Origin of the sequence: Sphingomonas sp. HF-S4 (assembly GCF_032911445.1) — a bacterium.
Taxonomy (GTDB): Bacteria; Pseudomonadota; Alphaproteobacteria; order Sphingomonadales; family Sphingomonadaceae; genus Sphingomonas; species Sphingomonas agrestis.
This window is the reverse complement of record NZ_JAWJEJ010000001.1, coordinates 2,743,580-2,765,822: the sequence shown is the minus strand read 5'-3', so window position 1 is coordinate 2,765,822 and position 22,243 is coordinate 2,743,580. Positions and strand designations below refer to the sequence as shown.

24 protein-coding genes and 1 tRNA gene are annotated in these 22,243 nt (G+C 67.7%); 14 read left to right on the top strand and 11 right to left on the bottom strand.

Features of this window, described 5'->3' with window-relative positions:
- Window positions 1-39: 39 nt before the first annotated feature.
- Together RZN05_RS12555 and RZN05_RS12550 are read right to left on the bottom strand one after the other, a co-directional pair.
- Window positions 40-717, bottom strand: a complete 678-nt coding sequence (locus RZN05_RS12555) for a type 1 glutamine amidotransferase domain-containing protein (RefSeq protein ID WP_317226944.1) — start codon at window positions 715-717, stop codon at window positions 40-42.
- A gap of 91 nt (window positions 718-808) precedes the next feature.
- Window positions 809-1,729 carry an ABC transporter ATP-binding protein gene (locus RZN05_RS12550; protein ID WP_317226943.1) on the bottom strand — a complete coding sequence of 307 codons (921 nt, stop codon included), beginning with the start codon at window positions 1,727-1,729 and terminating at the stop codon, window positions 809-811.
- A 183-nt stretch (window positions 1,730-1,912) separates the two neighbouring features.
- Here RZN05_RS12550 and RZN05_RS12545 point away from each other — a divergent pair, with 183 nt between their 5' ends.
- The 4 genes from RZN05_RS12545 to folP all read left to right on the top strand — a co-directional run bounded on the left by RZN05_RS12545 (window position 1,913) and on the right by folP (window position 6,228).
- Window positions 1,913-2,146 (top strand): zinc-finger domain-containing protein, encoded by a 234-nt coding sequence (locus RZN05_RS12545; protein ID WP_077510328.1) that lies wholly within the window; start codon window positions 1,913-1,915, stop codon window positions 2,144-2,146.
- Window positions 2,147-2,164: 18 nt separating this feature from the next.
- A complete protein-coding gene (tldD, locus tag RZN05_RS12540) occupies window positions 2,165-3,586 on the top strand; it encodes a metalloprotease TldD (RefSeq protein ID WP_317226942.1) in 1,422 nt (473 codons plus the stop codon).
- Between the two features lie 319 nt (window positions 3,587-3,905).
- Window positions 3,906-5,033: a site-specific DNA-methyltransferase gene (locus tag RZN05_RS12535; RefSeq protein ID WP_317226941.1), complete on the top strand. Its 1,128-nt coding sequence runs from the start codon at window positions 3,906-3,908 to the stop codon at window positions 5,031-5,033.
- Between the two features lie 97 nt (window positions 5,034-5,130).
- Window positions 5,131-6,228 (top strand): dihydropteroate synthase, encoded by a 1,098-nt coding sequence (folP, locus tag RZN05_RS12530; RefSeq protein ID WP_317227617.1) that lies wholly within the window; start codon window positions 5,131-5,133, stop codon window positions 6,226-6,228.
- 12 nt (window positions 6,229-6,240) lie between these two features.
- Here the strand turns inward: folP and RZN05_RS12525 are convergent, their stop codons facing one another.
- On the bottom strand, window positions 6,241-6,975 hold the full coding sequence (locus RZN05_RS12525) for an SDR family NAD(P)-dependent oxidoreductase (protein ID WP_317226940.1): 735 nt from the start codon (window positions 6,973-6,975) through the stop codon (window positions 6,241-6,243).
- Window positions 6,976-7,030: 55 nt separating this feature from the next.
- Between RZN05_RS12525 and RZN05_RS12520 the strand changes: the two genes are divergently transcribed.
- Together RZN05_RS12520 and RZN05_RS12515 are read left to right on the top strand one after the other, a co-directional pair.
- Window positions 7,031-7,588 (top strand): cytochrome b, encoded by a 558-nt coding sequence (locus tag RZN05_RS12520; RefSeq protein WP_317226939.1) that lies wholly within the window; start codon window positions 7,031-7,033, stop codon window positions 7,586-7,588.
- A gap of 57 nt (window positions 7,589-7,645) precedes the next feature.
- Window positions 7,646-9,121 (top strand): glycosyltransferase family 39 protein, encoded by a 1,476-nt coding sequence (locus RZN05_RS12515; RefSeq protein WP_317226938.1) that lies wholly within the window; start codon window positions 7,646-7,648, stop codon window positions 9,119-9,121.
- 59 nt (window positions 9,122-9,180) lie between these two features.
- Here the strand turns inward: RZN05_RS12515 and RZN05_RS12510 are convergent, their stop codons facing one another.
- Complete coding sequence (locus RZN05_RS12510; RefSeq protein ID WP_317226937.1) at window positions 9,181-10,608, bottom strand: sigma-54-dependent transcriptional regulator; 1,428 nt, start codon at window positions 10,606-10,608, stop codon at window positions 9,181-9,183.
- 158 nt (window positions 10,609-10,766) lie between these two features.
- Here RZN05_RS12510 and RZN05_RS12505 point away from each other — a divergent pair, with 158 nt between their 5' ends.
- The 6 genes from RZN05_RS12505 (at window position 10,767) to RZN05_RS12480 (ending at window position 15,105) form a co-directional block, all read left to right on the top strand.
- Window positions 10,767-10,904 carry an aa3-type cytochrome c oxidase subunit IV gene (locus tag RZN05_RS12505; RefSeq protein ID WP_317226936.1) on the top strand — a complete coding sequence of 46 codons (138 nt, stop codon included), beginning with the start codon at window positions 10,767-10,769 and terminating at the stop codon, window positions 10,902-10,904.
- A 1-nt stretch (window position 10,905) separates the two neighbouring features.
- Entirely contained in the window at window positions 10,906-12,027 is a 1,122-nt protein-coding gene (locus RZN05_RS12500) for a Re/Si-specific NAD(P)(+) transhydrogenase subunit alpha (RefSeq protein WP_317226935.1), read from the top strand.
- 22 nt (window positions 12,028-12,049) lie between these two features.
- The gene (locus tag RZN05_RS12495; RefSeq protein WP_317226934.1) at window positions 12,050-12,343 is read left to right on the top strand and encodes a proton-translocating transhydrogenase family protein; all 294 of its coding nucleotides are present in this window, start codon (window positions 12,050-12,052) and stop codon (window positions 12,341-12,343) included.
- A 1-nt stretch (window position 12,344) separates the two neighbouring features.
- Window positions 12,345-13,850: an NAD(P)(+) transhydrogenase (Re/Si-specific) subunit beta gene (locus RZN05_RS12490; protein ID WP_317226933.1), complete on the top strand. Its 1,506-nt coding sequence runs from the start codon at window positions 12,345-12,347 to the stop codon at window positions 13,848-13,850.
- A 180-nt stretch (window positions 13,851-14,030) separates the two neighbouring features.
- On the top strand, window positions 14,031-14,984 hold the full coding sequence (locus RZN05_RS12485) for a winged helix DNA-binding protein (protein WP_317226932.1): 954 nt from the start codon (window positions 14,031-14,033) through the stop codon (window positions 14,982-14,984).
- Between the two features lie 45 nt (window positions 14,985-15,029).
- A tRNA-Val gene (locus tag RZN05_RS12480) sits at window positions 15,030-15,105 on the top strand.
- A gap of 21 nt (window positions 15,106-15,126) precedes the next feature.
- On the opposite strand, the gene RZN05_RS12475 is transcribed toward RZN05_RS12480, so the two are convergent.
- The 4 genes from RZN05_RS12475 to RZN05_RS12460 all read right to left on the bottom strand — a co-directional run bounded on the left by RZN05_RS12475 (window position 15,127) and on the right by RZN05_RS12460 (window position 18,562).
- Window positions 15,127-17,097 carry a TonB-dependent receptor plug domain-containing protein gene (locus RZN05_RS12475; protein WP_317226931.1) on the bottom strand — a complete coding sequence of 657 codons (1,971 nt, stop codon included), beginning with the start codon at window positions 17,095-17,097 and terminating at the stop codon, window positions 15,127-15,129.
- Between the two features lie 48 nt (window positions 17,098-17,145).
- The gene (locus RZN05_RS12470) at window positions 17,146-17,463 is read right to left on the bottom strand and encodes a hypothetical protein (protein ID WP_317226930.1); all 318 of its coding nucleotides are present in this window, start codon (window positions 17,461-17,463) and stop codon (window positions 17,146-17,148) included.
- A 94-nt stretch (window positions 17,464-17,557) separates the two neighbouring features.
- Window positions 17,558-17,920 carry a hypothetical protein gene (locus RZN05_RS12465; RefSeq protein WP_317226929.1) on the bottom strand — a complete coding sequence of 121 codons (363 nt, stop codon included), beginning with the start codon at window positions 17,918-17,920 and terminating at the stop codon, window positions 17,558-17,560.
- A gap of 78 nt (window positions 17,921-17,998) precedes the next feature.
- Window positions 17,999-18,562, bottom strand: coding sequence for a helix-turn-helix domain-containing protein (locus tag RZN05_RS12460; RefSeq protein WP_317226928.1), 564 nt, complete (start codon window positions 18,560-18,562; stop codon window positions 17,999-18,001).
- Between the two features lie 93 nt (window positions 18,563-18,655).
- On the opposite strand from RZN05_RS12460, the gene RZN05_RS12455 reads away from it, so the two are divergent.
- Window positions 18,656-19,123 carry a DUF6456 domain-containing protein gene (locus tag RZN05_RS12455; RefSeq protein WP_317226927.1) on the top strand — a complete coding sequence of 156 codons (468 nt, stop codon included), beginning with the start codon at window positions 18,656-18,658 and terminating at the stop codon, window positions 19,121-19,123.
- Between the two features lie 91 nt (window positions 19,124-19,214).
- Entirely contained in the window at window positions 19,215-19,538 is a 324-nt protein-coding gene (locus RZN05_RS12450) for a PilZ domain-containing protein (protein WP_317226926.1), read from the top strand.
- Here RZN05_RS12450 and RZN05_RS12445 read toward each other — a convergent pair.
- Genes RZN05_RS12445 through RZN05_RS12435 form a run of 3 tightly spaced genes read right to left on the bottom strand, consistent with a single transcriptional unit; the run spans window position 19,535 to window position 22,163 of the window.
- Entirely contained in the window at window positions 19,535-20,473 is a 939-nt protein-coding gene (locus tag RZN05_RS12445; RefSeq protein ID WP_317226925.1) for a DUF4861 family protein, read from the bottom strand. The genes RZN05_RS12450 and RZN05_RS12445 overlap by 4 nt on opposite strands.
- Window positions 20,474-20,517: 44 nt before the next feature.
- Window positions 20,518-21,453: a diaminopimelate epimerase gene (gene dapF, locus RZN05_RS12440; protein WP_317226924.1), complete on the bottom strand. Its 936-nt coding sequence runs from the start codon at window positions 21,451-21,453 to the stop codon at window positions 20,518-20,520.
- A gap of 38 nt (window positions 21,454-21,491) precedes the next feature.
- A complete protein-coding gene (locus RZN05_RS12435; protein WP_317226923.1) occupies window positions 21,492-22,163 on the bottom strand; it encodes a glutathione S-transferase family protein in 672 nt (223 codons plus the stop codon).
- Window positions 22,164-22,243: the final 80 nt, after the last annotated feature.

Genomic DNA, 22,243 nt, shown 5'->3' with positions numbered 1-22,243 from the left:
TGCAAGCCGTGCACGATCCGGGGCGAGCGCCGGGGCGGCTCAGCCGAGCTGCTTCAACAGCGCCTTCGCCGCCTCTTCGGAGCTTGCCGGGTTCTGCCCGGTGACCAGATTGCCGTCGGTCACGACGAAGGCGGCCCAGTCCGCACCCTTCTCATAACGGGCGCCAAGCTTGTTGAGCTCGTCTTCCACCAGGAACGGCACGATATCGGTCAGCTGGACCCCTGCTTCTTCCGAATTGGTGAAGCCCGCCACGCGGCGCCCCTCCACCAGCGGATCGCCGTTCGCGTCCTTCACGTGGCGCAGCACGCCGGGCGCGTGGCAGACGAAGGCGATCGACTTGCCCGCCCGGTCGAAGCTCTCGATCAGGCGGATCGAGCTGTCCAGCTCGGCCAGGTCCCATAGCGGGCCGTGGCCGCCAGGATAGAAGACGGTGTCGAAGTCGGCCTGGTCGACGGTGTCGAGACGGACCGTGTTCGCCAGCGCCTGCTGCGCGTCCGGATCGCCCTTGAACCGCTTGGTCTGCTCGGTCTGGGAATCGGGCTCGTCGCTCTTGGGATCGAGCGGGGGCTGCCCGCCCGCCGGCGACGCCAGTACGATCTCCGCGCCGGCATCCTTGAAGACGTAATAGGGGGCCGCGAACTCCTCGAGCCAGAAACCGGTCTTCTTGCCGGTGTCGCCCAGCGTGTCGTGGGAGGTCAGGACCATCAGGATCTTCATCGAATCTTCCTCGTATCGAACATGGTCGGAAAGGCATGTTCCGCGACGAAACGATCCGGCGCCGCTTCCGCTCCGGCTATGGTTCCGAGGCTCAGCCCGCAGACCGAGTCAAATTGAGGAACACATCCTCCAGGTCCGCTTCCCGAGTTGAGACATCGACGATGCCATAGCCGCCGCCCTGGACCGCGCCGAGGACTTCGCCGGCATTGGCCTGGTCCTTCCGATAGGTAATCACCAAAGTCCGCTCGGCCTTGAGCTCGATCTTCTGGAAACACGCATTCTCGGGCAGGACGGGCACGTCGCGGTCGACGGTGACCTCGACGACCTTTTCCTGCGCCATACCGACCAGCTCGCGCGTCGGCTTGTTGGCGATCAGCTTGCCGTGGTTGATGATCGCGATCCGGTCGCAGAGCTGCTCGGCTTCCTCGAGATAATGGGTGGTGAGCACCACGGTGATGCCGCGCGCGTTCAATTGCTTCACATAGGCCCAGAGCTGCTGGCGGAGCTCGACGTCGACGCCGGCGGTGGGCTCGTCGAGGACCAGGACGGGGGGCGAATGCACCATCGCCTTGGCGACCATCAGCCGGCGCTTCATCCCCCCCGAGAGCGTGCGCGAATAGGCGTCGGCCTTGTCCTCGAGGTGCACCGCGCGGAGCAGGCCCAGCGGGTCGCGCTGCGCATTGGGCACGCCATACAGCCCGGCCTGGATCTCGAGCGTCTCGCGCGGGGTGAAGAAGGGATCGAAGGTGATCTCCTGATTGACGATGCCGATGCTCGCCTTGGCGTTGCGCGGGTGCGCGTCGATGTCGAAGCCCCAGATCGTCGCGCGGCCCTCGGTCTTGTTGACCAGCCCCGCCAGGATGTTGATCAGCGTCGACTTGCCCGCGCCATTGGGCCCGAGCAGTCCGAAGATCTGGCCGCGCGGCACGTCGAAGCTCACCCCGTCGAGCGCGCGCTTGCCGCCGGAATAGGTCTTGCAGAGATTGTCGATCTCGATCGCGGCTTGAGTCATGGGTGTGCTCTAGGACCGCACGGCGCGCTCGCCAAGCCTGACCCATCGCCGTCATGCTGAACTTGTTTCAGCACCTATCATGCAACAACGGACGCCATCGCCCGCGGAGAATTGGACCCTGAAACAAGTTCAGGGTGACGGATGGCAATTGTCGAGGGGCCAGCCCCTTGCTATCGGCGACTCATGACTGCGCCCTTGCCCGAGACGATCCGTACCAGCCACGCCCGCGTCGCCTGCGACGGCAGCGGCCCCGGCGTGCCCGCCGCCTTGGGCCATCCGCGCGTGTTCCTGCAGATTGACGAGCATGGCTATGTCGATTGCGGCTATTGCGACCGCCGCTTCATCCTGATCGGCGGACCGGCCGACGGTGCCGACCAGTCGCAATTGCCCGATCATCCGGCTGGCGCGAGCATCTGATCGTCCTATATCGGAAGGATGATGCCTTCCGATCCCCGCGCGTTTCTCTATCGCGAGCTTGATCCCGAAACCGCGACACGGCTGACCGCCGATGCGCTGGCGACCGCCGAGGATGGCGAGCTCTACCTCCAATACCGCAAGTCAGAAGCGTTCGGCTTCGACGACGGGCGCTTGAAGACCGCGTCGTTCGATACCCAATCGGGCTTCGGGCTGCGCGCGGTCTCGGGCGAGACCACGGCGTTCGCGCACGCCAATGAGATCAGCCCGGCGGCGATCCGCCGCGCGGCGGAGACGATGAAGCTGATCGAGCCGGGCAAGGCTGGCAAAGCGCCCCCGCCCCAGGGCAACAACCGCCATCTCTACACCGATGCCGATCCGCTCGATCTCGTCCCTTTCGCCGACAAGGTGAATTTGTGCCAGACGATCGACGCCGCGGCGCGGGCGCGCGATCCGCGCATCGTCCAGGTCTCGGTCGGGCTTACTGGATCGTGGGGGGTGATCGAGATCGTCCGCCCCGATGGCTTTATCGTCACCGATGTCCGCCCGCTCGTTCGTTTGAACGTCTCGATCGTCGTGGAGCAGAATGGCCGCCGCGAGACCGGCAGCTTCGGTATCGGCGGTCGTACCCTCTACGACAATCTGTTCAAGCCCGCGACGTGGAACCGCGCGATCGACGAGGCGCTGGCCCAGGCCTTGGTCAATCTCGACGCGGTCGAGGCGCCGGCCGGTGACATGACCGTATTGTGCGGCCCCGGCTGGCCCGGGGTGCTTCTCCACGAGGCGGTCGGCCACGGGCTCGAAGGCGATTTCAACCGCAAGGGCACCAGCGCGTTCTCGGGGCGAATCGGCGAGCGCGTCGCGGCGCCGGGCGTCACCGTCGTCGATGACGGCTCGCTCCACGATCGCCGCGGCTCGCTGTCGATCGACGACGAAGGCACGCCGACCCGCGAGACCGTGCTGATCGAGGACGGCATCCTCAAGGGCTATATGCAGGACCGCCTCAACGCCCGGCTGATGGGCGTCGCGCCGACCGGCAACGGCCGCCGCGAATCGTTCCAGCACGCGCCGATGCCGCGGATGACCAACACCTTCATGAAGGGCGGCAAGGACGATCCCGCCGAACTGCTCAGCCGCGTCAAGAAGGGCATCTACGCCAAGTCGTTCGGCGGCGGGCAGGTCGACATCGTCTCGGGCAAGTTCGTCTTCTCGTGCACCGAGGCCTACCGGATCGAAAACGGCAAGCTCGGCGCGCCGATCAAGGGCGCGACGCTGATCGGCGACGGGCCGAGCGTGCTCACCCGCGTCACCGGCATCGGCAACGACTTCGCGCTCGACGAGGGCGTCGGCATGTGTGGCAAGGGCGGGCAGAGCGTTCCGGCCGGGGTCGGCCAGCCGACGTTGCTGGTCGAAGGGCTGACCGTCGGCGGCACTGCGGCCTGAGCCGCGAGCCGATCTGATCGAATCATCGCCGTGCTCCGGCGCAGGCCGGAGCGTTGGGCTTTGGTGCATCGCTTGCCGCCAGCCCTCTGGCCTTCGCCGGAGCACGGATAGAAATTGCGGCTGCGCCGGATCGTGAGTCTTTTTCGCCACACCACCAGCGCTTGCGCCTGTGGATAACTTCTTGACTCAACATCTGCCCCGGTCCCCGAATGTTCCCCCGGGTTAACGGCTTAGCAGCCATTTTCGTTAACCAATGTTCGCTTGACGACGGAGTCCGCGTGCCCCGATTACGGGGGTTCGGGCAAGGGAGTAGCGTGCAATGGGGGTTCTGGAAAAGGTAAAGGTGCGGGGTCGCGCGGCCGTGGAGCCGGTGCCGGTACTGCCGCTCGACCAGATCCTTCGCGGCGATTGCATCCAACGGATGCGCGAGCTGCCGGCCAAGTCGATCGACCTGATCTTCGCCGATCCGCCGTACAACCTCCAGCTTGGCGGCGACCTCAATCGCCCCGATGGCAGCCATGTCGACGCCGTCACCGACGATTGGGACAAGTTCGACAGCCTGGCGGCCTATGACAAGTTCACCCGCGAGTGGCTCGCCGAGGCGCGCCGTGTCCTCAAGGACGACGGCTCCATCTGGGTGATCGGCAGCTATCACAACATTTTCAAGGTCGGCTCGGCGATCCAGGATCTCGGCTTCTGGATCCTCAACGACATCATCTGGCGCAAGGCCAATCCGATGCCCAATTTCAAGGGCACCCGCTTCACCAACGCGCACGAGACGCTGATCTGGGCATCGACCGGCGAGAAGGCGCGCTATACGTTCAACTATCGCAGCATGAAGACCCTGAACGACGAGTTGCAGATGCGCAGCGATTGGGAATTCCCGATCTGCGGCGGGCAGGAGCGCTTGAAGAAGGACGGCCACAAGGTCCATCCGACTCAGAAGCCCGAGGCGCTGCTCTATCGGCTGCTGCTCGCGACCACCAAGAAAGGTGATGTCGTGCTCGATCCCTTCTTCGGCACCGGCACCACCGGCGCGGTCGCCAAGCGGCTCGGCCGGCGCTGGATCGGGATCGATCGCGAAGGCGTCTATGTCGAGGCGGCACAGGCGCGGATCGACGCGGCGCTGCCGCTCGACGAATCGGCGCTGACCACGATGCAGGCGCCCAAGGCCGCGCCGCGCGTCGCCTTCGGCCAACTCGTCGAGAACGGCTATCTCGCGCCGGGCACCGTGCTGTTCGATTCGAAGCGTCGGCACCGCGCGGTGGTCGGCGCCGACGGATCGCTCAAGTGCGGCGATGCGGCGGGCTCGATCCACAAGCTCGGCGCGATCCTGCAGAATGCGCCGTCGTGCAATGGCTGGACCTGGTGGCATTTCGAGGACGAAGGCGTGCTCAAGCCGATCGACGCGCTGCGCCAGACCTATTTGCTGGCGACCCAGCCCTAACCCACCACCGTTCGTGCTGAGCTTGTCGAAGCACCGTCTTTCGCTATCGAAGTAAGAACGGCCCTTCGACAAGCTCAGGGCGAACGGAGGTTTCGTGATCGTTTCCCTGCCAGGCGACGCCCGCCTCTATCTCCGCCCCACGCAGTTCGTCGACACGCCCGTCGGGTATCCCGACGGCAGCGTCGCGAGACTAGCGGGGGGGCTGTGTTGGTTCGCCGCGTTCGAGCTGATCGCCGTCGAAGACGGCAAGCGTACACTCCAGCGCACGATCCCCGTTGCCGATCTGCCGCAGGACGAGCGCCTCCAGGCGATCGCCGCACGCATCTCTGCCCCGCGCGCGCCGCTCACGCTCGGCGAGCGCGTGGTCCGGCTCGACCAGCCCCAGGTGATGGGTATCCTCAACGTCACGCCCGACAGCTTCTCCGACGGCGGCAAGCATGCCGACGATCCCGCCGCGGCGGCGCAGGTCGGCGTCGACATGACCGTCGCAGGGGCGGCGATCGTCGATATCGGCGGCGAATCAACGCGCCCCGGCGCGGCGGCGGTGTGGGAAGGCGACGAGATCGCGCGCATCGTCCCGGTGATCGAACGGCTGGCGCGCAGCGGCGCGGCGGTATCGATCGATACCCGCAAAGCCGCGGTGATCGAAGCGGGGCTCGCCGCGGGCGGACACATCGTCAACGATGTCTCGGCGCTGCTCTACGACGATCGCGCGCTCGAAGTGGTCGCCAGGGCGGGCTGCCCGGTGGTGCTGATGCACTCCCCAGACCCCACCCGGACCGGACATGACGGCGGCGACTATGGCGACGTGCTGATCGAAGTGTACGACTGGCTGGAACAGCGCGTCGACGATGTGGTGGCGAAGGATGTCGATCGGTCGCGCATCCTGGTCGATCCGGGCATCGGTTTCGGCAAGTCGCTGGCGGACAATCTCGCGCTGTTGAACGGCCTCGCGCTCTTCCACGGTCTGGGCTGCGGCATTGTGCTGGGCGCCAGCCGCAAGCGGATGATCGGCGCGCTCTCCAACGAGGCCCCCGCCGAGGCGCGGCTCGGTGGCTCGCTCGCCGTTGCGCTCAAGGGCGCCGAGCTCGGCGCGCAATTGCTCCGCGTCCACGACGTCTTCGAAACCGCGCAGGCGCTGCGCGTCTGGCGCGGGATGCGCGATGCGGCGCTCGTGGCGCGGATGCCGGGCTGAACGGGGAGCAACTTACAGCGTATATCCCCCGTCGCTGACCAGCGTCGCCCCGGTGGTCAGCGCGCTCGCGTCGGAGAGCAGGAAGCCGATCTGCGCGGCGATCTCCTCTGGCTTGGCATAGCGGCCGAGCGGGGTGGCCATCGCCGCCATCTCGGCAAAGGCGGCGTCACGGCCGATCTCCGCGGCGCGGTCGGCGAACATGGGGACCGCATCCCACACCGGCGTCTCGACGCCCGCCGGCGCAATCGCATTGACGCGGATGCCGTGCGGCGCACCTTCCTTGGCGGCGACCTTGGCCAAGTGGATCAGCGCCGCCTTGGCACTGCCATAGGCGGAGACGCCGGGCTCGGCCTTGATCCCCGCCGCCGACGCCGTGATCACGATCGATCCGCCGCGCCCCCGCATCGCGCGCATCGCGGCGCGCAGCGTGAGGAAGGCGCCGTCGAGATTGACCGAGAGGATGCGCCGCCATTCCTCGAAGGCAAGGTCGGCGATCGCGCCGGCGCCCGCGACGCCGGCATTGATCACGGCATGGTCCAGCCCGGCCAGGTCGAGGCCGTCCCACAGCGCCTCGTCGCGGACGTCGCCGGTCACGGCCTCATGCGCGAAATCGGCGAAAACCGGATTGCGGTCGACCAGGATCAGCCGCCCGGCACCCCGGTTGGTGCAATGCTCGGCGACCGCAAGCCCGATGCCCGAGGCCGCTCCGGTGACGAGGATCGTTCGTCCGGCGAAGTGGTTTTGCATCGCAATGCCCTAGCGCGGATCGCCAAAACCGGCCAGCGCGGGCGCGGGAGGTTGTATGCGCGAATCCGAACACCGTTATTCCACCGTCTCGATTTTGCTGCACTGGATGATCGCCGCGCTGCTGGTCGCCAACGTGCTGGTCGGTGGCTGGATGGAAGACGCGCAGGGCCCCGACAAGCTCGGCTGGTTCGCGATGCACAAGTCGCTGGGGATCACGGTGTTCGTGCTCACCTTGGTGCGGCTCGGCTGGCGGATCGGGCATCGCTGGCCGGCGCTGCCCGGGCATATGGCGGGCTGGGAGCGGTTGCTCGCCCGCGCCACGCACGTCCTGTTCTACGTCCTGCTGCTGGCGATCCCGCTGCTCGGCTGGGCGGCGGCGTCGGCCGGCGGCGCGCCCGCGACCGACTGGTTCGGGCTGTTCCCGATCGGCAACCTGCCCGTGCCGCGCTCGGAGGATCTGGGCGAGGCGCTGGGCGGGGCGCACAAGCTGCTGATCAAGGCGACCTATGTGCTGATCGGTCTCCACGTGCTCGGCGCGATCAAGCACCAGTTCCTCAACCGCGACGGCGTGCTCCACCGCATGCTGCCGATTTTCCCCGTGCCGCGCGACTGAGCGCCGCTTGACGCCGCTGAGACGTACCGCGACACCCCAAGGCGGGGGGACGGCGCGTTGATCGGAAGGGCAAGAGCGGACTGGCTGATCGTGCCGATCCTGCTGGCAGCGGCGGCGCTGCGGCTGGGCAGCGCGGGCTATTCCTTGTGGTTCGACGAGATCGCCGCAGTCCGTTTCGCCGAGCAGCCGCTGGAGCTTCTGTGGAGCGGCTGGATGGCGCGCGAGGCCAATCCGCCGCTGTATTACACGCTGCTCAAGGGCTGGATCGCGCTGTTCGGCAGCAGCGACCTGGCGGTGCGGGCGCTGTCGGTGCTGATCGGCATAATGGGGATCGGCGCGGCGTGGTGGCTGGCGCGGCGGATCGGCGGGCGCGGGGCGGGGCTGGCCGCGGCGGCGCTGCTGGCGGTCTCCACCGCACATCTCGATTACTCGCAGGAGGTGCGCGGCTATATCCTGGCGCACAGCGCCGCGCTGTTCGGCTGCATCGCGATGGTTGCGTATCTGGATCGCCCGCGGATCGCGCCGCTGGCGGGCTATGTCGTCGCGGCGCTGGTCGCGCTCTATGCGCATACGACGATGGTGGTGTTCGTCGCGCTGGCCAATGCGGCGATGCTCTGGCTGCTGCGCGGCGACCGACGCGCGCTGGTGCGCTGGCTCGCGGCGAACCTGATCGTCGGACTGCTGTGGAGTTGGTGGGCGTGGATCAGCCTGGGGCAGGCGGGGGCGTCGAGCTCGACCTTCGGCTGGATCGCCCGGCCCGGCGTGGCGCAGGCGCTCGAGATGACGGGCGTGGTCTATCTGCCCTTCTACATCGCCGGCGAGAAGGTGGCGATGTTGCCGGTGCTGGCGCTGGCTTGGCTGGGCGGGTGGGCGTGGTTCGCGGTACGCGAACGGCGGCCGGCGGTGGTGCTGCTCGCGGTGCTGGCGCTGGGCGCGCCGCTGCTGCTCTGGGGGCTGAGCCAGAAACTGCCGATCTTCCTGCCGCGGACCTTGTTCTGGGCGGCCGGGCCGATGGCGGTGCTGGTGGCGCTGGTGCGGATGCGCTCGGTGCCGGTTCACACCGCGCTGCTCGGGCTGCTACTCCTACTCGAGCTTGGCGCGACGTTGCGCTGGCTGCCGATGCGCGAGACCGAGGCCTGGCCGCAGGCGATCGCGGCGGCCGACGCCGCCGATCCCGATGCGGTGCTGCTGGTCGAGGGGGATGCGATGGGAGTCGCGGCGCGGCACTATCTCGCGCAGCGCGGCAGCCGTTTGCGGCTGATGGTGCTAACGCCCGAGGTGGCGAGCGACCGCTGGGCTAACGGCCTTGCCGGGGCCCCGCATGTCGACGCCGCCGGGGCCCGCGCACTGCTGGCGCGCGAGCGGCGCGTGTTCGTCCTCATACGCGGGGACTATGATCCCGGAAGGGTATTGGCGCCTGGGGGCGTCGCACAGCCGTTCTACGGAACCACGGGCAAGCGCCAGCCCGGGCTCAGTCTGTGGCGCGCGCACCAACCTTCCCCGTTCGTTTCGAGCGTAGTCGAGAAACGATAGCCACACCGACCCAGGGTTCTCGACTACGCTCGAAACGAACGGTGGAAGGAGCAATCGCCTTACGCCGCGCTCTGGTCGATCCCCAGCTCGCCGAGCTTCCGGTAGAGCGTCGAGCGGCCGATGCCGAGGCGACGGGCGACTTCGGTCATCCGGCCGCGATAATGGCCGATCGCGAGGCGAATGACGTCGGCCTCGATCTCGTCGAGCGCCCGGAGATTGCCGTCGGGGCGGAACAGCGTGACCCCGGCATTGCCCGATCCCTGCGGGATTGGCCCGCTGCCCGCCGGCCTACCCGCGGCGAGCTGGGCGATCTGCGGGAAGTCGGCGCGGGCGAGCCCATCGCCTTCGCAGAGCACGGCGGCACGGAACAGTGCGTTCTGGAGCTGGCGGACATTGCCCGGCCAGTCATAGCTGCCGAGCAGCGCCAGCGCGTCGTCGGTGATGCCGAGCGGCCGCAGCCCCGGCTGCTCGGCGATGCGGCCGAGCAGGTGACGGGCGAGCGCGGGGATGTCGCCGGCGCGCTCGCGCAAGGGCGGGATTGTCACCTGGACGACGTTTAGCCGGTAATAGAGGTCCTCGCGGAAGCGCCCGGCCTCGACTTCGGCGAGCAGTCCCTTGTTGGTCGCGGCGATGACGCGGACGTCGACTTCGCGCGGATGGCGCGCGCCCAAGGGCTGGATCTCGCCGGTCTGGAGCAGGCGCAGCAGCTTGACCTGTGCGTCGAGCGGCATCTCGCCGACTTCGTCGAGGAACAGGGTGCCACCATCGGCATCCTGGAAGCGCCCGATTTTCCGCTCGAACGCGCCGGTGAACGCGCCCTTTTCGTGCCCGAACAGCTCCGATTCGACGAGGTTGGCGGGGATCGCGCCGCAGTTGACGGCGATCGCCGGCTTGCGCGACCGCGGGCTGGCAGCGTGGATTGCCTCGGCGACGACTTCCTTGCCGACGCCGCTCTCGCCTTCGATCAGCACCGGTACGCGCGCGCGCGCTGCCTTGGCGGCGATGGCGAGCGCGGCGCGGAACTGCGGCGCGCTGCCGACGATCTCGTCAAAGGCGAGGCTGACCGATTGCTTCTCGGTGAGCGGACGGAGTTCGCCTGCCGTAGCGCCGCCGGCGGCGACTTCTAGCGCGACGAGCAACCGTTCGGATGCAATCGGCTTGACCAGGAAATCGGTGGCACCCGCGCGCATCGCGCTGACCGCGGCCGCGGCCGAGCTGTTGGCGGTGAGCACGAGGATCGGCAGCTGGGGTCGGCGCTCGCGCAGCTCGCCGATCAGCGCGGCAGCGTCGGCGTCGGAAGACGCGTGATCGAGGATGATCGCGTCGAGCGCCATCCCGTCGGGCGTGCCGAGCATCGCGATCGCGGTCTCCGAATCGCCCGCGAAAACGGTGCGCCAGCCGCGGCGCGCAGCGATCGCCGCGACGAGGCGGCGCTGCGCCGGCTCATCGTCGATCAGCATCAGGAGGCGCTGCCCGTTGCGCGTCATCCGTCTGTCCCTATTGTCCCAAATCAGGTCGTATCGATACGCACTAGGGGTAAAGGTGGCCTTAAGCCTGCGCACAGCGGTTGTTTGCCCCGTTGGGGTTGAGGCTATGCGGTACGGCGGTTAAGGTCTCGCAAAAGTTGCGCAGAGGGGATTAACGCATGGCCGATACCGGCGAGAACAGCACCGAAGTCCAGGCGCACGCCGAAACCTATAGCGGTTTCACCAAGCTGATGCTGTGGGGAACGATCGCGTCGGCCGCCCTGGGCGCCTTCGTCGTCTTCATGATCGCCAACTAGCATGAAGATCGCGGTGCTCAAGGAGACCGCCGCCGGCGAGCGGCGCGTCTCCGCGACTCCCGAGACCGTCAAGAAGTTCGTCGGGCTCGGTGCCAGCGTTGCGGTCGAGGCCGGTGCTGGCGAGAGCGCGTCGATCGCCGACCAGGGCTATGCCGATGCCGGTGCGACAATCGGCAGCAGGGTGGACGTGCTCGCCGACGCTGACATCGTGCTCGGCGTGCAGGGCCCCGATCCCGATGCGCTGTCGGGCCTCAAGCAGGGCGCATGGATCGTCGCCGGGCTCAATCCGTTCGGGGAGCGCGCGCGTGTGGACCGCTACGCCGCGCTGGGCGTCGAGGCCTTGGCGATGGAGTTCATGCCGCGAATCACCCGGGCGCAGTCGATGGACATCCTGTCGTCGCAGTCGAATCTCGCGGGCTACAAGGCGGTGCTCGACGCAGCGTCCGAATATGGCCGCGCCTTCCCGATGATGATGACCGCGGCGGGGACGGTGAGCGCCGCCAAGGTGTTCGTGATGGGCGTCGGCGTCGCCGGGCTCCAGGCAATCGCGACCGCGCGGCGGCTGGGCGCGCAGGTTTCGGCGACCGACGTCCGCGCAGCGACCAAGGAGCAGATCCAGTCACTCGGCGCCAAGCCAATCTTTGTCGAGAGCGTCAAGGGCATCGAAGGCGAGGGCACCGGCGGCTATGCCACCGAGATGTCCGACGAATACAAGGCCGCGCAGGCCGAATTGGTCTCGTCGCACATCGCCAAGCAGGACATCGTCATCACCACCGCGCTGATCCCCGGGCGCCCCGCGCCGCGGCTGATCTCGGACGCGCAGATCGCGAGCATGAAGCCGGGCAGCGTGATCGTCGACCTCGCGGTGGAGGCCGGCGGCAATGTCGAGGGCGCGGTCGCAGGCGAAGTGGTGACGGTGCACGGCATCAAGATCGTCGGGCATCGCAACGTCGCCAGCCGGCTTGCGGCGGATAGCTCGGCGCTGTTTGCGCGCAACCTGTTCAACTTCCTCTCAGCCTTCTGGGACAAGGAAGCGGGCAAGCCAGTGCTCGACGAGGAGATCGGCAACGCCGTCCGCCTGACGCAGGGCGGCAAAGTGGTGAGCGAGAGGCTGCTCGGCTGACGGCGCAAAGGGGGCGCCATACATGGACTTCATCTCGATCCTGTCGATCTTCGTGCTGGCCTGCTTCGTCGGCTATTATGTCGTGTGGTCGGTCACCCCGGCGCTGCACACGCCGCTGATGGCGGTGACCAACGCCATCTCCTCGGTCATCATCGTCGGCGCGCTGATCGCGGCGGCGGCGGTGGGGCTGGGCAATGGCGGGGCGGTGTCCAAATGGCTGGGGCTGCTCGCGGTGGTGTTCGCCAGCATCAACATCTTCGGCGGGTTCGCCGTGACCGCCCGAATGCTCGCAATGTACAAGAAGAAGGAGCGCTGAGGTGCACGAAGCCGCTCCCGTGAACCCCTGGGTCGCGCTCGCTTATCTGGTAGCGGGCGTCTGCTTCATCCTCGCGCTGCGCGGATTGTCGAGTCCGTCGACCAGCCAGCGCGGCAATCGCTTCGGCATGATCGGCATGGCCATAGCGGTCGTGACGACGCTGGTCACGCACATCCCGGAAATCGCCAATCCCTATGGCGGAACGGTCGCGGCGATCGAGCATGGTCTCCAGATGGTACCGGATTTCGTGACGATCGCCCAGATCCTCGGTGCGATCGCCATCGGTGCGGTGATCGGCCTCGTTACTGCGCGCCGCATTGCGATGACGGCAATGCCCCAACTCGTCGCGGCCTTCCACTCGCTGGTCGGCCTCGCCGCGGTGCTCGTCGCCGCAGCGGCATTCCTCAACCCGCTGGCGTTCGGCATCGCGCAGGTGATCCGGCCGATCTACGGGCCCGACCTGGTCAACATCCTCCCGGTCAGCCGGATCGAGATGGCATTGGGCGTTGCGATTGGCGCGATCACCTTCTCGGGATCGGTGATCGCCTTCCTCAAATTGAACGGCAATATGAGCGGCAAGCCGATCCTGCTGCCGGGCCGGCATGTCATCAACCTCGGGTTGCTCGCAGCCATTCTCGGGCTGATCGGCTATTTCCTCACCGACCAGAGCCCGTGGGTGTTCTGGACGATCACCGCGCTCAGCTTCGTGATCGGCTTCCTGCTGATCGTGCCGATCGGCGGGGCGGACATGCCGGTCGTGGTGTCGATGCTCAATTCCTACTCGGGCTGGGCGGCGGCGGCGATGGGGTTCACGCTCCACAACACCGCGATGATCGTCACGGGCGCATTGGTCGGCAGTTCGGGCGCCATCCTCAGCTACATCATGTGCCGCGCGATGAATCGCAGCTTCATCAGCGTGATCGCGGGCGGCTTCGGCGGCGACAGCGGCGGCGGTGCTGCCGCGGCGGCGACCGACCGGCCGTGGAAGCGGGGCTCGGCCGAGGATGCGGCATTCCTGATGCAACAGGCCGAGCAGGTCATCATCGTCCCCGGCTACGGCATGGCAGTGGCGCAGGCGCAGCATGCGCTTCGTGAAATGGGCGACAAGCTCAAGGAGCATGGCGTCCGCGTGAAGTACGCGATCCACCCGGTCGCGGGGCGCATGCCGGGGCATATGAACGTGCTGCTCGCCGAGGCCAACGTGCCCTATGACGAGGTGTTCGAGCTGGAGGACATCAACAGCGAGTTCGCCCAGACCGACGTCGCCTTCGTCATCGGCGCCAACGACGTCACCAATCCCGCCGCCAAGACCGACAAGAGCTCGCCGATCTATGGCATGCCGGTGCTCGATGTCGAGAAGGCCAAGACGGTGCTATTCATCAAGCGTTCGATGGGCGGCGTGGGCTATGCCGGCGTCGACAACGAGCTGTTCTATCGCGACAATACCATGATGCTTCTTGCTGACGCCAAGAAGATGGTCGAAGAGATCGTCAAGTCGCTCGACTAGTATTGCGGTTTCGCAGGGAGCCGGTGTAGCCTCGTCTTCGCGCTTCCTCCGTTCGTTTTTCGGACGCTCGACAAACCTGCCGCGCGGGTCGCCTCCTGTCCCCCGGAAGGGGGAAATCGGATTCAATCGTTTCGGGGCCAAGCGGCGTCCCTGGGACCGAAGACGGACCAAAGGCAGGCGATGGCGAGATTGACCGTGCTCCACGACGACCCGGGCCCAAGCTATGCGACCAGTGCGCCGATGGTGCTGGTCATCGCGGAGGGCGCCGACGCCGCCGCCGAGGGCGTAGCCGCGCTAGAACTCGCCGGATGCCAGGTGCGCCGGCTGGTGCCTTTCGCCGACGCCGCCGCCGATATCAGCAATTATGACGGGCTGGATCTGATCCTCGTCGAAGCAGCGGGCGCAGCCGATTCGTTGCTCGATCTCGTGCTGGCCCGCGCCGACACGCTGGCGCGCGAACGCTCGCTCGGCATCGTGGTGACCGTGCGCCCCGACCAGATCGACGCCGCCGCCGCGCAGATGCTCGGGCCGCATGCGCAGATATTGTGCGATCCGACACGCGTCGAGCGGATCGCCGCAATCGCCGGCGCTAGGCATCATGCCCGCGGCGTGATGGACGACGTCAACCGCGAGACCGAATCGGTCCGGCTACGGCGGCTGAACGAGGAAGTCGCGCGGATCGCCGAGACGCTTGCCCGGCTGACGCGCAGCGAAGAGATCGAACCGCGCGCGGGCGTGCGTGACCGTACCAACGGCTATCGCGGGCCTGACGACGGCCCCGCCATCGAGATCCATGCGGCGGAGATCCGCTCGGTGATCCGCTCGCGGCGGATGCGCGCGCAATTCTTCGCCGACGAGCTGTTCGCCGATCCCGCCTGGGACATGCTGCTCGACTTGTTCGCCGCGCAGCTCGAGCGGCGCCAGGTCTCGGTTTCGAGCCTATGCATTGCCGCTGCGGTGCCACCCACCACCGCGCTGCGCTGGATCGGCACGCTGCACGAAGCGGGGCTGTTCGAGCGCCAGGCCGATCCCGCCGACCGCCGCCGCGCCTATATCGGGCTCAGCCCCAAGGGGCTGGAGGGGATGCGCAATTATGTCGGCGCCGTGAAGCGGGCGGGGCTGCAATTGGTGTAAACGGCCTTGCCCCCGCGCGCTGCTTTTGGCATCGGCAGCGGGCAGGGGCGCTTAGCTCAGTTGGTAGAGCATCTCGTTTACACCGAGAGGGTCGGCGGTTCGAGCCCGTCAGCGCCCACCATTCCCTGCCCCGTACCCCACTTCAGCCGCCGGAACCCAGCCGCAGCCTGATCCCGCCGTTGAGGACGAAGCCTTCGGTCGGCGCCCAGGCATCGACGGTCCAGCGGCCGTCGGGCGCACGTGCGCGGCGCAGGATCGGATCGTAACGCGTCTGGCGGACGTTCAGGATGTTCTCGGCGTTGACGAACAGCTTCACCCGGCCGAGCGTCTTCTCGGCGAGCAGGCCGATCTCGACATAGGGCCTGGACCGGGTGCGATAGGGATCGTCCTCCAGCCGCTGGATGCCGGTGTAATAGACTTCGAGCCCGACGCGATGCCAATCCTCGCGCTCCCACATCGTCACCAGCCCTGCTGTGTGGCGCGGCGTCAGCGCCTTTGCGCGCCGGACCGATGTCGCGGCGTCGGCTTCGCTGGCATCGGTGAAGACGTAATTGGCAGTGGTGACGATCTCGCCGCGCCGCCAGCGCAATAGCGTTTCGAGGCCGCGGACGCGTGTGTCGGACGCCAAATTGACCAGCCGCACGCGATCGGGCGCGATCGGCAGGAGCTCGGTGGCGTTGCTTAGCGTTGATCCGAACAGGGTTGCGTTGGCTTCCCACGCGCCCCTGGCATAGCCGATGTCGAGCGTCGTGGTCGCCGCCGTCTCGGCCTTCAGCGTGCCGAGCGGCTCGAGCCGCGACAGGCCCGCCGCCTCGATCTCCTCGACGAACGGGGTCGGCGCATAATAGCCGCGCCCGCTCGACGCGCGGATCGTCCAGCCGCCGGGCTTCCACAGCAGCGATAGGCGGGGGCTGAACCGCGTCCCGAAGCGATTGTGGAAGTCGAGCCGGGCACTGCCTGCCAAAATGAGCTGCGGTACGATACGCTGCTCGATCTGGGCGAACGCGCCGGGCACCTGGTAGCGATAGTCGAAGACCGGGAAGGTGCGCGAATGATAGTCGTCGCGCTGATAGGCAACGCCGCCCACCCAGCTCGTGCCGTCGGTTCCCCCGGCGATCGAGACTTCGCCGAACAGCGTGTCGTGGCGGTCGCGTTCGTCGACATTGCCATAAAGATGGCGATGGTCTTGCACCGTCGCGGCGCCGCGGACGCTCAGCGTCGTACCCTCCGCCACCGGGGCGCTGGCGCTCAACCCGAGGTCATGCCGCTCGGATCGCTGGCGCAGTGCGAACGCGCCGCCGTCCGGCGTCGTGCTGCCGGGCAGCGTGCCGCCGCGCCGCGTTTCCGCCATCGTGCCGGCGGTCAGGAAGAGGCGCGCGCCGCTCTCGCCTTCCCAGAACAGGCGGGGACGAATCGTCCAGCGATCATAGCCGGGAATGTCGATCCAGCCATCGGCGTCGAGATCCTGCACGGCCTGGCGGTGCCACCCGCCGGTCAGCGAGGCGCCGAAACCCCTGCCCACCGGGGCGGAGACATATGCCGTGGCGTCCTGCCCGTCGCGCGTCGTCGCGTTGAACAGCACTTCGGCCATCGGCGCGTCTTCGGGCCGCCGCGACACGAGATTGATCACGCCGCCCAGCGCCGATGCACCATAGAGCGCCGACACCGATCCCTTGATCACTTCGACGCGACCGAGGTCGGTCGGCGGGATCTGGAGCAGGCCGAGCGAGCTCGCCTGTCCGCCATAGAGCGGCAGGCCGTCGGCGAGCAGCTGGGTAAACCGCCCGTCAAGGCCCTGGACGCGGATATTGGCGGCGCCGATCGCCGGTGCGGTGACCTGCACCCGCAGCCCGCTCGTCTCGCTCAGCATCATCGCGATGTTGCCGGGCCGCATCAGGATCTTCTCCTCAATCTCCTCGCGATCGAGCACTTCGACGCGCAACGGCTCGTCGCTCAGGCGCCTGCCCGAGCGGGTGGCCTGGACGACGATTTCTTCGTCCTCCGCTTCCTGCGGCTCGGGGGCAGGCGGGGTCTGGAGGAAGGGAAGGGGCGGCACGGGAACGGCTTGCGCCGACAGTGCCCCCGAAACGAGGGCGAACCAATAGACTGACATGTTGTAGCTCCTGAACGTCAAAGGACCGCGCCGAAGCGCGGGGTTGGTTCAGGCGAGGGCGGGGGGCTGAAGCGGCGGCGCGCGCGTCAGCGATTCGAGCGTATCGAAACGGAGTGCGAAGACGGGCGCGCGATATTGGGCGAGCTCGGCCGGCATGCTTCCCAGCGGCACATGCGGCGCGACCGGGCAGTGATGATGGTCTCCGGCAGCCTGCTCGCCGCTGACGTGATCGAACGGCCAGCTGGTTTGATCCGCCCTGGCTGCCGCGACTTCGCCGGCCCCGACATGCGCCTGGGCCGGCTCCGCGATACCGAGCGCGCACCACAACAGGCAGGCCAGGACCAGCAGGTGAAGGGTTGCGCGCATGCGGCGTGCATAGCCCAGCGCGCCTCGCCGCTAAAGTCCTATCGATGCGTGGCGACTTCGACCCTACGGCATGTGCCGGCGCGCAAACGCCCGGCTAGCTCGCCTTGAACGTCGGCACGCCGTTGGCGTAGCTTACCGTGACATAGGCATTGTCGCACACGTTGATGCCCGACCAGACGGCACTGCTATCGTCGCCGAAGGTCGCCTTGATATCGTATTTGCACCCCGACCCCTTGTCGAAATGCACCGTCATCCGCTTGCCCGCGGCCGTGACGCCCTCGCGCTTCATCTCGGGATCGACCTTGTTGGCGACCCAGCTGTTCGCGCCGCCTGCCGAAATCTCGATCGCCTTGATCGGCTTGCCGGTGCCGTTGACGAGGACGAAGTCCCATTCCTCGGCAATCGCGGGCGCGGCACATGCCAACGCGGCGGCGGTCATCATCGCTTTCCTGATCATCGCAGTCCCCTCCTGCATTGCTCTTTTGTAACTGCAGATTGCGCCTCTGTGGGGTGGTCCGCAAGGGGCTGGATCAAATCAGAGCGCGCGGATCAAGCGGATCGCGCAGGCGATCCAGGGGGGATCGTTGACCACCTGCTGGCGCGCGCCGGCGCCCAACGGGAGCAAGTGGAGCTTGTCGCCCTCGCGCCCGATCAGCCGACCGAACAGGAAGCGCCCGGCGGGGCGCGGCACCAGCACGTCGCGATTGAGCGCGCGGGCATAGCCATCCGGGCCCAGCCGCTCGCACCAGATCGCGTCGCCTGCGCGATAGTCGCCGATCCCGCCGCCGACGGTCACCGCGACAAGCCCCGGCGCGGCGCGCGGCGGCACCACCGACGCGGCACGACGAGGGGCCTGCGCGCCGTTGCCGTCGAGGATCGCCGCGACGGCTATCTCGGGTCGTTCGGGAAGGCGGACCAGATCGGAAGCGTCGACTTCGAGCGCCGCGGCGATGCGATTGAGCCAGCCGACCGACACGGTGCGCGTGCCGGTCTCGAGCCGGCCGATCGTCTGCGCGGTGGTAGGGGGGGTGCAGCGCTGTGCGACTTCGTCGAGCGTCAGCCCCTTGGCGCGGCGAACTTCGCGGATAGCGGTGATCATCGTCGTCCCTCGATAACCGATTTGGTTTTTTATATTTCCTACAAACAGGACTCTGTGGCAAGCGGAAATGAAGCGGAACAAAAGGAGGTCATCATGCGCGAGCTGGTCGAGCGGGGGATCGAGGACGGCGTGGTCGGCGGACCGCCGCGGCGCGGGCGGCGGCGGGTGATGGTCAACCTTGCCGAATCGCCTCTGGGCTGGCTGCGGTCGCGCGGGCATGTCGATGCACGGCAGTTCGAGGCGGGGGAGCGGCTGCGCGCCGACTACGAGACCGCCACGCTCGGGCCGCGCGTGACGATGCGCTGGGATGCGAGCCCGCGCGCGCCGCGGGGTGCCGCGCAGATCGACGATGCGACGACCGCGCAGATCGCGGCGCGGCGGCGCTTCGATGCGGCGGTGCACGCGGCGGGGCCGGGGCTGTCGGACATTCTATGGCGCGTGGTGTGCGCGGGCGAGGGGCTGGTCGCGTCCGAGAAGCTGCTGGGCTGGCCGAGCCGCGCGGGCAAGCTGGTACTCGGCTTCGCGCTGACGCGAGTCGCCGATCATTACGGGCTTCCCTGAGCGAACGCGGTTAGCGCCCAGCTAAGCATCAATTTTGCGGCGCAAGCGGCCGGCATGTGCGATCTTCCGGTATCGCGATCGGGGCCTGTACATGCACACCAGCGACAAGGACGGTGCCAGGCTGCGTGCGGCGCCGCGGATCAAGATCTTCCAGCCCGCCGAAATTTGCTGCGGCAGCGATGCGCCGCGGCGTGTCCACCTGCTCAACATTTCGACGCATGGCGCGCTGGTGCACGGTGATATCATGCCCCAACTCGGCGCGGAGGTGCGGCTGCTCTGCGGCGTCGCACTCGGGCTGGCGCGGGTGCGCTGGCGCAGCGGAAAGCGCTTCGGCGTGGCCTTTGCCGAGCCGATCGCCCAAGCGGCGATCGACGCGCTGGTGCGGATGCAGCGGGGCTCCGAGACGATCTGCTAGTGGTTAGGGCCCCTTGGGGGCACCGTAAACGTGACCTTCTCGGCACCCACATGGCGGTCCCAGTCGGCGCGGGTGCGGAAGCCGCCATTGCCCAAGCTCCAGGCCGCACCCGAATAATAGACGAAGGGCTTGCCGGGCGTGACGCGGAGCAGCGCGAGGTGGTTGTCGGCATCCTTGACGACATCGACCAGCATCGCCGGATCGACGCGCAGCGCGATGGCCATCCGGCCGTGATCGCCGACATCGGGCCCCCACCACGAAATCAGCCCCTTTGCCTTGTCGATCGTCACTTCGCCTTCGCTGCCGGTGGGCTTGCGGCCGATGCCCACACCGACGATCAGCGGTCCGGGCTTGTCCGAGGCGATCGTCGATACCATTCGCGTGAAATGGGTTCCGGTGGGCAAGGTGAAGCGGCGGGTTTCCCAGACCTTCCGCGCCACGTCGACCGGCCAGGGGGCGTAATCGACTTCGAAATCGGCGGTGTCGGGGCCGTTGCGCAGGATGCGATGGCGTACGAAGTTGCGCGAGGTCCACAGCTTGTTGTCGAGCCAGATGCCGAGGCCGCCGGCGCCGCGCCCGGTGCCGACATTGTAGTGATCGATCCCTTCGCCGTGGAAGCCGTGCTGGTCGCCGCTCTTGAGCTGGCGGTCCATGAACGGCCAGGCGACATTCTTGCCCCAGGCGTCGATCCCCGAGCCCGAGGGCGGCTCGTGCGCTTCGAGGGCATGACCGTACACGCGGTGCGCGGTGCGATCGTTCTCCCAGAGCAGGTCGCCGTAGCGATAGTCGGCGAGCATGACGTTGGCGCGGGCCGTGCGGTCGGCGGCGGGGGGCAGCGGCTTGTCGATCGCGGGGAGGCGGGGTTGCGGCGCGTCCTGCGCAGCGAGCGAAAGCGGCAGCAGCAAGAGGGCGGCGGCAAGCGGACGAAGCGGCATCGGCATTCTCTCCCGGTGCCGGTGCGTCCGGCTTGGGTGCGAGGCTAGTCAGCGGCCTCGGGCGTGGCAAGCGTCGCCACCGCCGCGTCCCAGGCAGTGGCCTCGTCGTCGCGGCGTGCGGTGATCTCGAGCGCGTCGATGCGTTCGTCGGCGAGGTCGAGATCGACGGTGGCGTCGTAGAGGAAGGTCGCGTTGCCGCTGATCGTGACGACGCGGTCGGCGCCCGCGCGGCCGCGGACCAGTCCGCCCTTGTTAAATACGCGCACGTCGCGGTCCATCGCCACGCGCTCGGTGAGCGCCGCGGCAAGCACCGACGCCGCCATCGCGCTGCCGCAGCTGTCGGTCAGCCCGACGCCGCGCTCAAAGGTGCGAACGAACAGGTCGGGTCCGCGCCGCTCGACGAACGAGACGTTGGCGCGGCCCGGGATCAGCGGCGGCGCGGATTCGCAATACTCGCCCAGCGTAACCAGTTCGGCCTCATCGACAGCATCGACGAAGGTGACGAGATGTGGATTGGGCATCGCGACCGCGGTGAATGCCCGGCCGCTCGGCAGCTCGGAAAGCGGTCCCTTCAGCCCGACATCGGCAAGGTCGGTCGAGGCGGGGCCGACAGTGGTGCGGATCGTGACCACGCCCGGCGCTAGCTCCGCCTCGCGCGCGACCGCGGCCGAGCTGGTCTTGAGCTTGACCTGCGCGGCATCGACCCCGAGCGCCTCGAACCCCGCGCGCGCGACGCAGCGGAGCCCGTTGAGGCAGGTCTCGGCCTCCGACCCGTCCGAATTGAACATCCGCATCCCGAAGGCGTGGTCGGCATCGCCCGCAACGAGCAGCAGCAACCCGTCGCCGCCCACCGGCCCGCTGCGATCGGCGAGCGTGCGTGCCACGCGTGCCCAGTCGGCATCGCCCAGCGCGAGCGCGCGCGCGTCGATCAGGGGAAAGTCGTTCCCCGAGCCATGGCATTTGGTGAAGGCAAACCGCATGCCGATCCTCTAGGGTGCGGCATGCGGCGTGGCTAGCCTCAAGCAGCCTGCTGCGCGCTCACCGGCCCGCCCATCGCCGCGACCATCGCCTGGTCCTTGGCGAGGATAGCGGCGAAGCTCGGGCGTGCGAGAATCGCCTCGACATAGGCGGCGGTGCGCGGGTGCCGCGTGGCATCGACTCGTACGCCGATGCACCCGAGCGTCGCGAGCGGGCTCGCCACGGCGATATCCGCTAGGGTCAGCCGGTCCTCGACCAGGAAGCCGCTCGCCGGGATGACGTTTTCCAGATAGTCGCACAGCGGCGGCAGCAGGTCGTGCTCGGCGCGGTCGGCCGCCGCGTGATCGCATTCCTGCTTGAGCACGCGCGGCAGCACGAAGCGATTGCCGAAGATCGCGCTGCCTGCCGCCATCATCAGCGTATCGGCCATCTCGTCATACCAGATCGTCCGCGCCCTGGCGCGGGGATCGAGCGGGATCAGGTTGGGATCGGGATATTTGGCCTCGAGATAGGTTACGATCGCCGTCGAATCGGAAATCAGGAAGTCGTCATCCTTGAAGCCGGGCATCTTGCCGAAAGGGCTCGCGGCCTGGAAATCGGGGCCACCGCGGCCCATCCCGGCGGGCTGGAGTTCGAGTTCGAGCCCTTTTTCGGCACCGAACACCATGCATTTGCGAACATAGGGCGACAGGGTCGAACCAAATACGATCATCGGACATTCCCCTCCATCAGGCCGCAAAACCTGGCACTCCGGACCCGGGGAACACCTAGTTTGCCACGACAGCGCGGAAC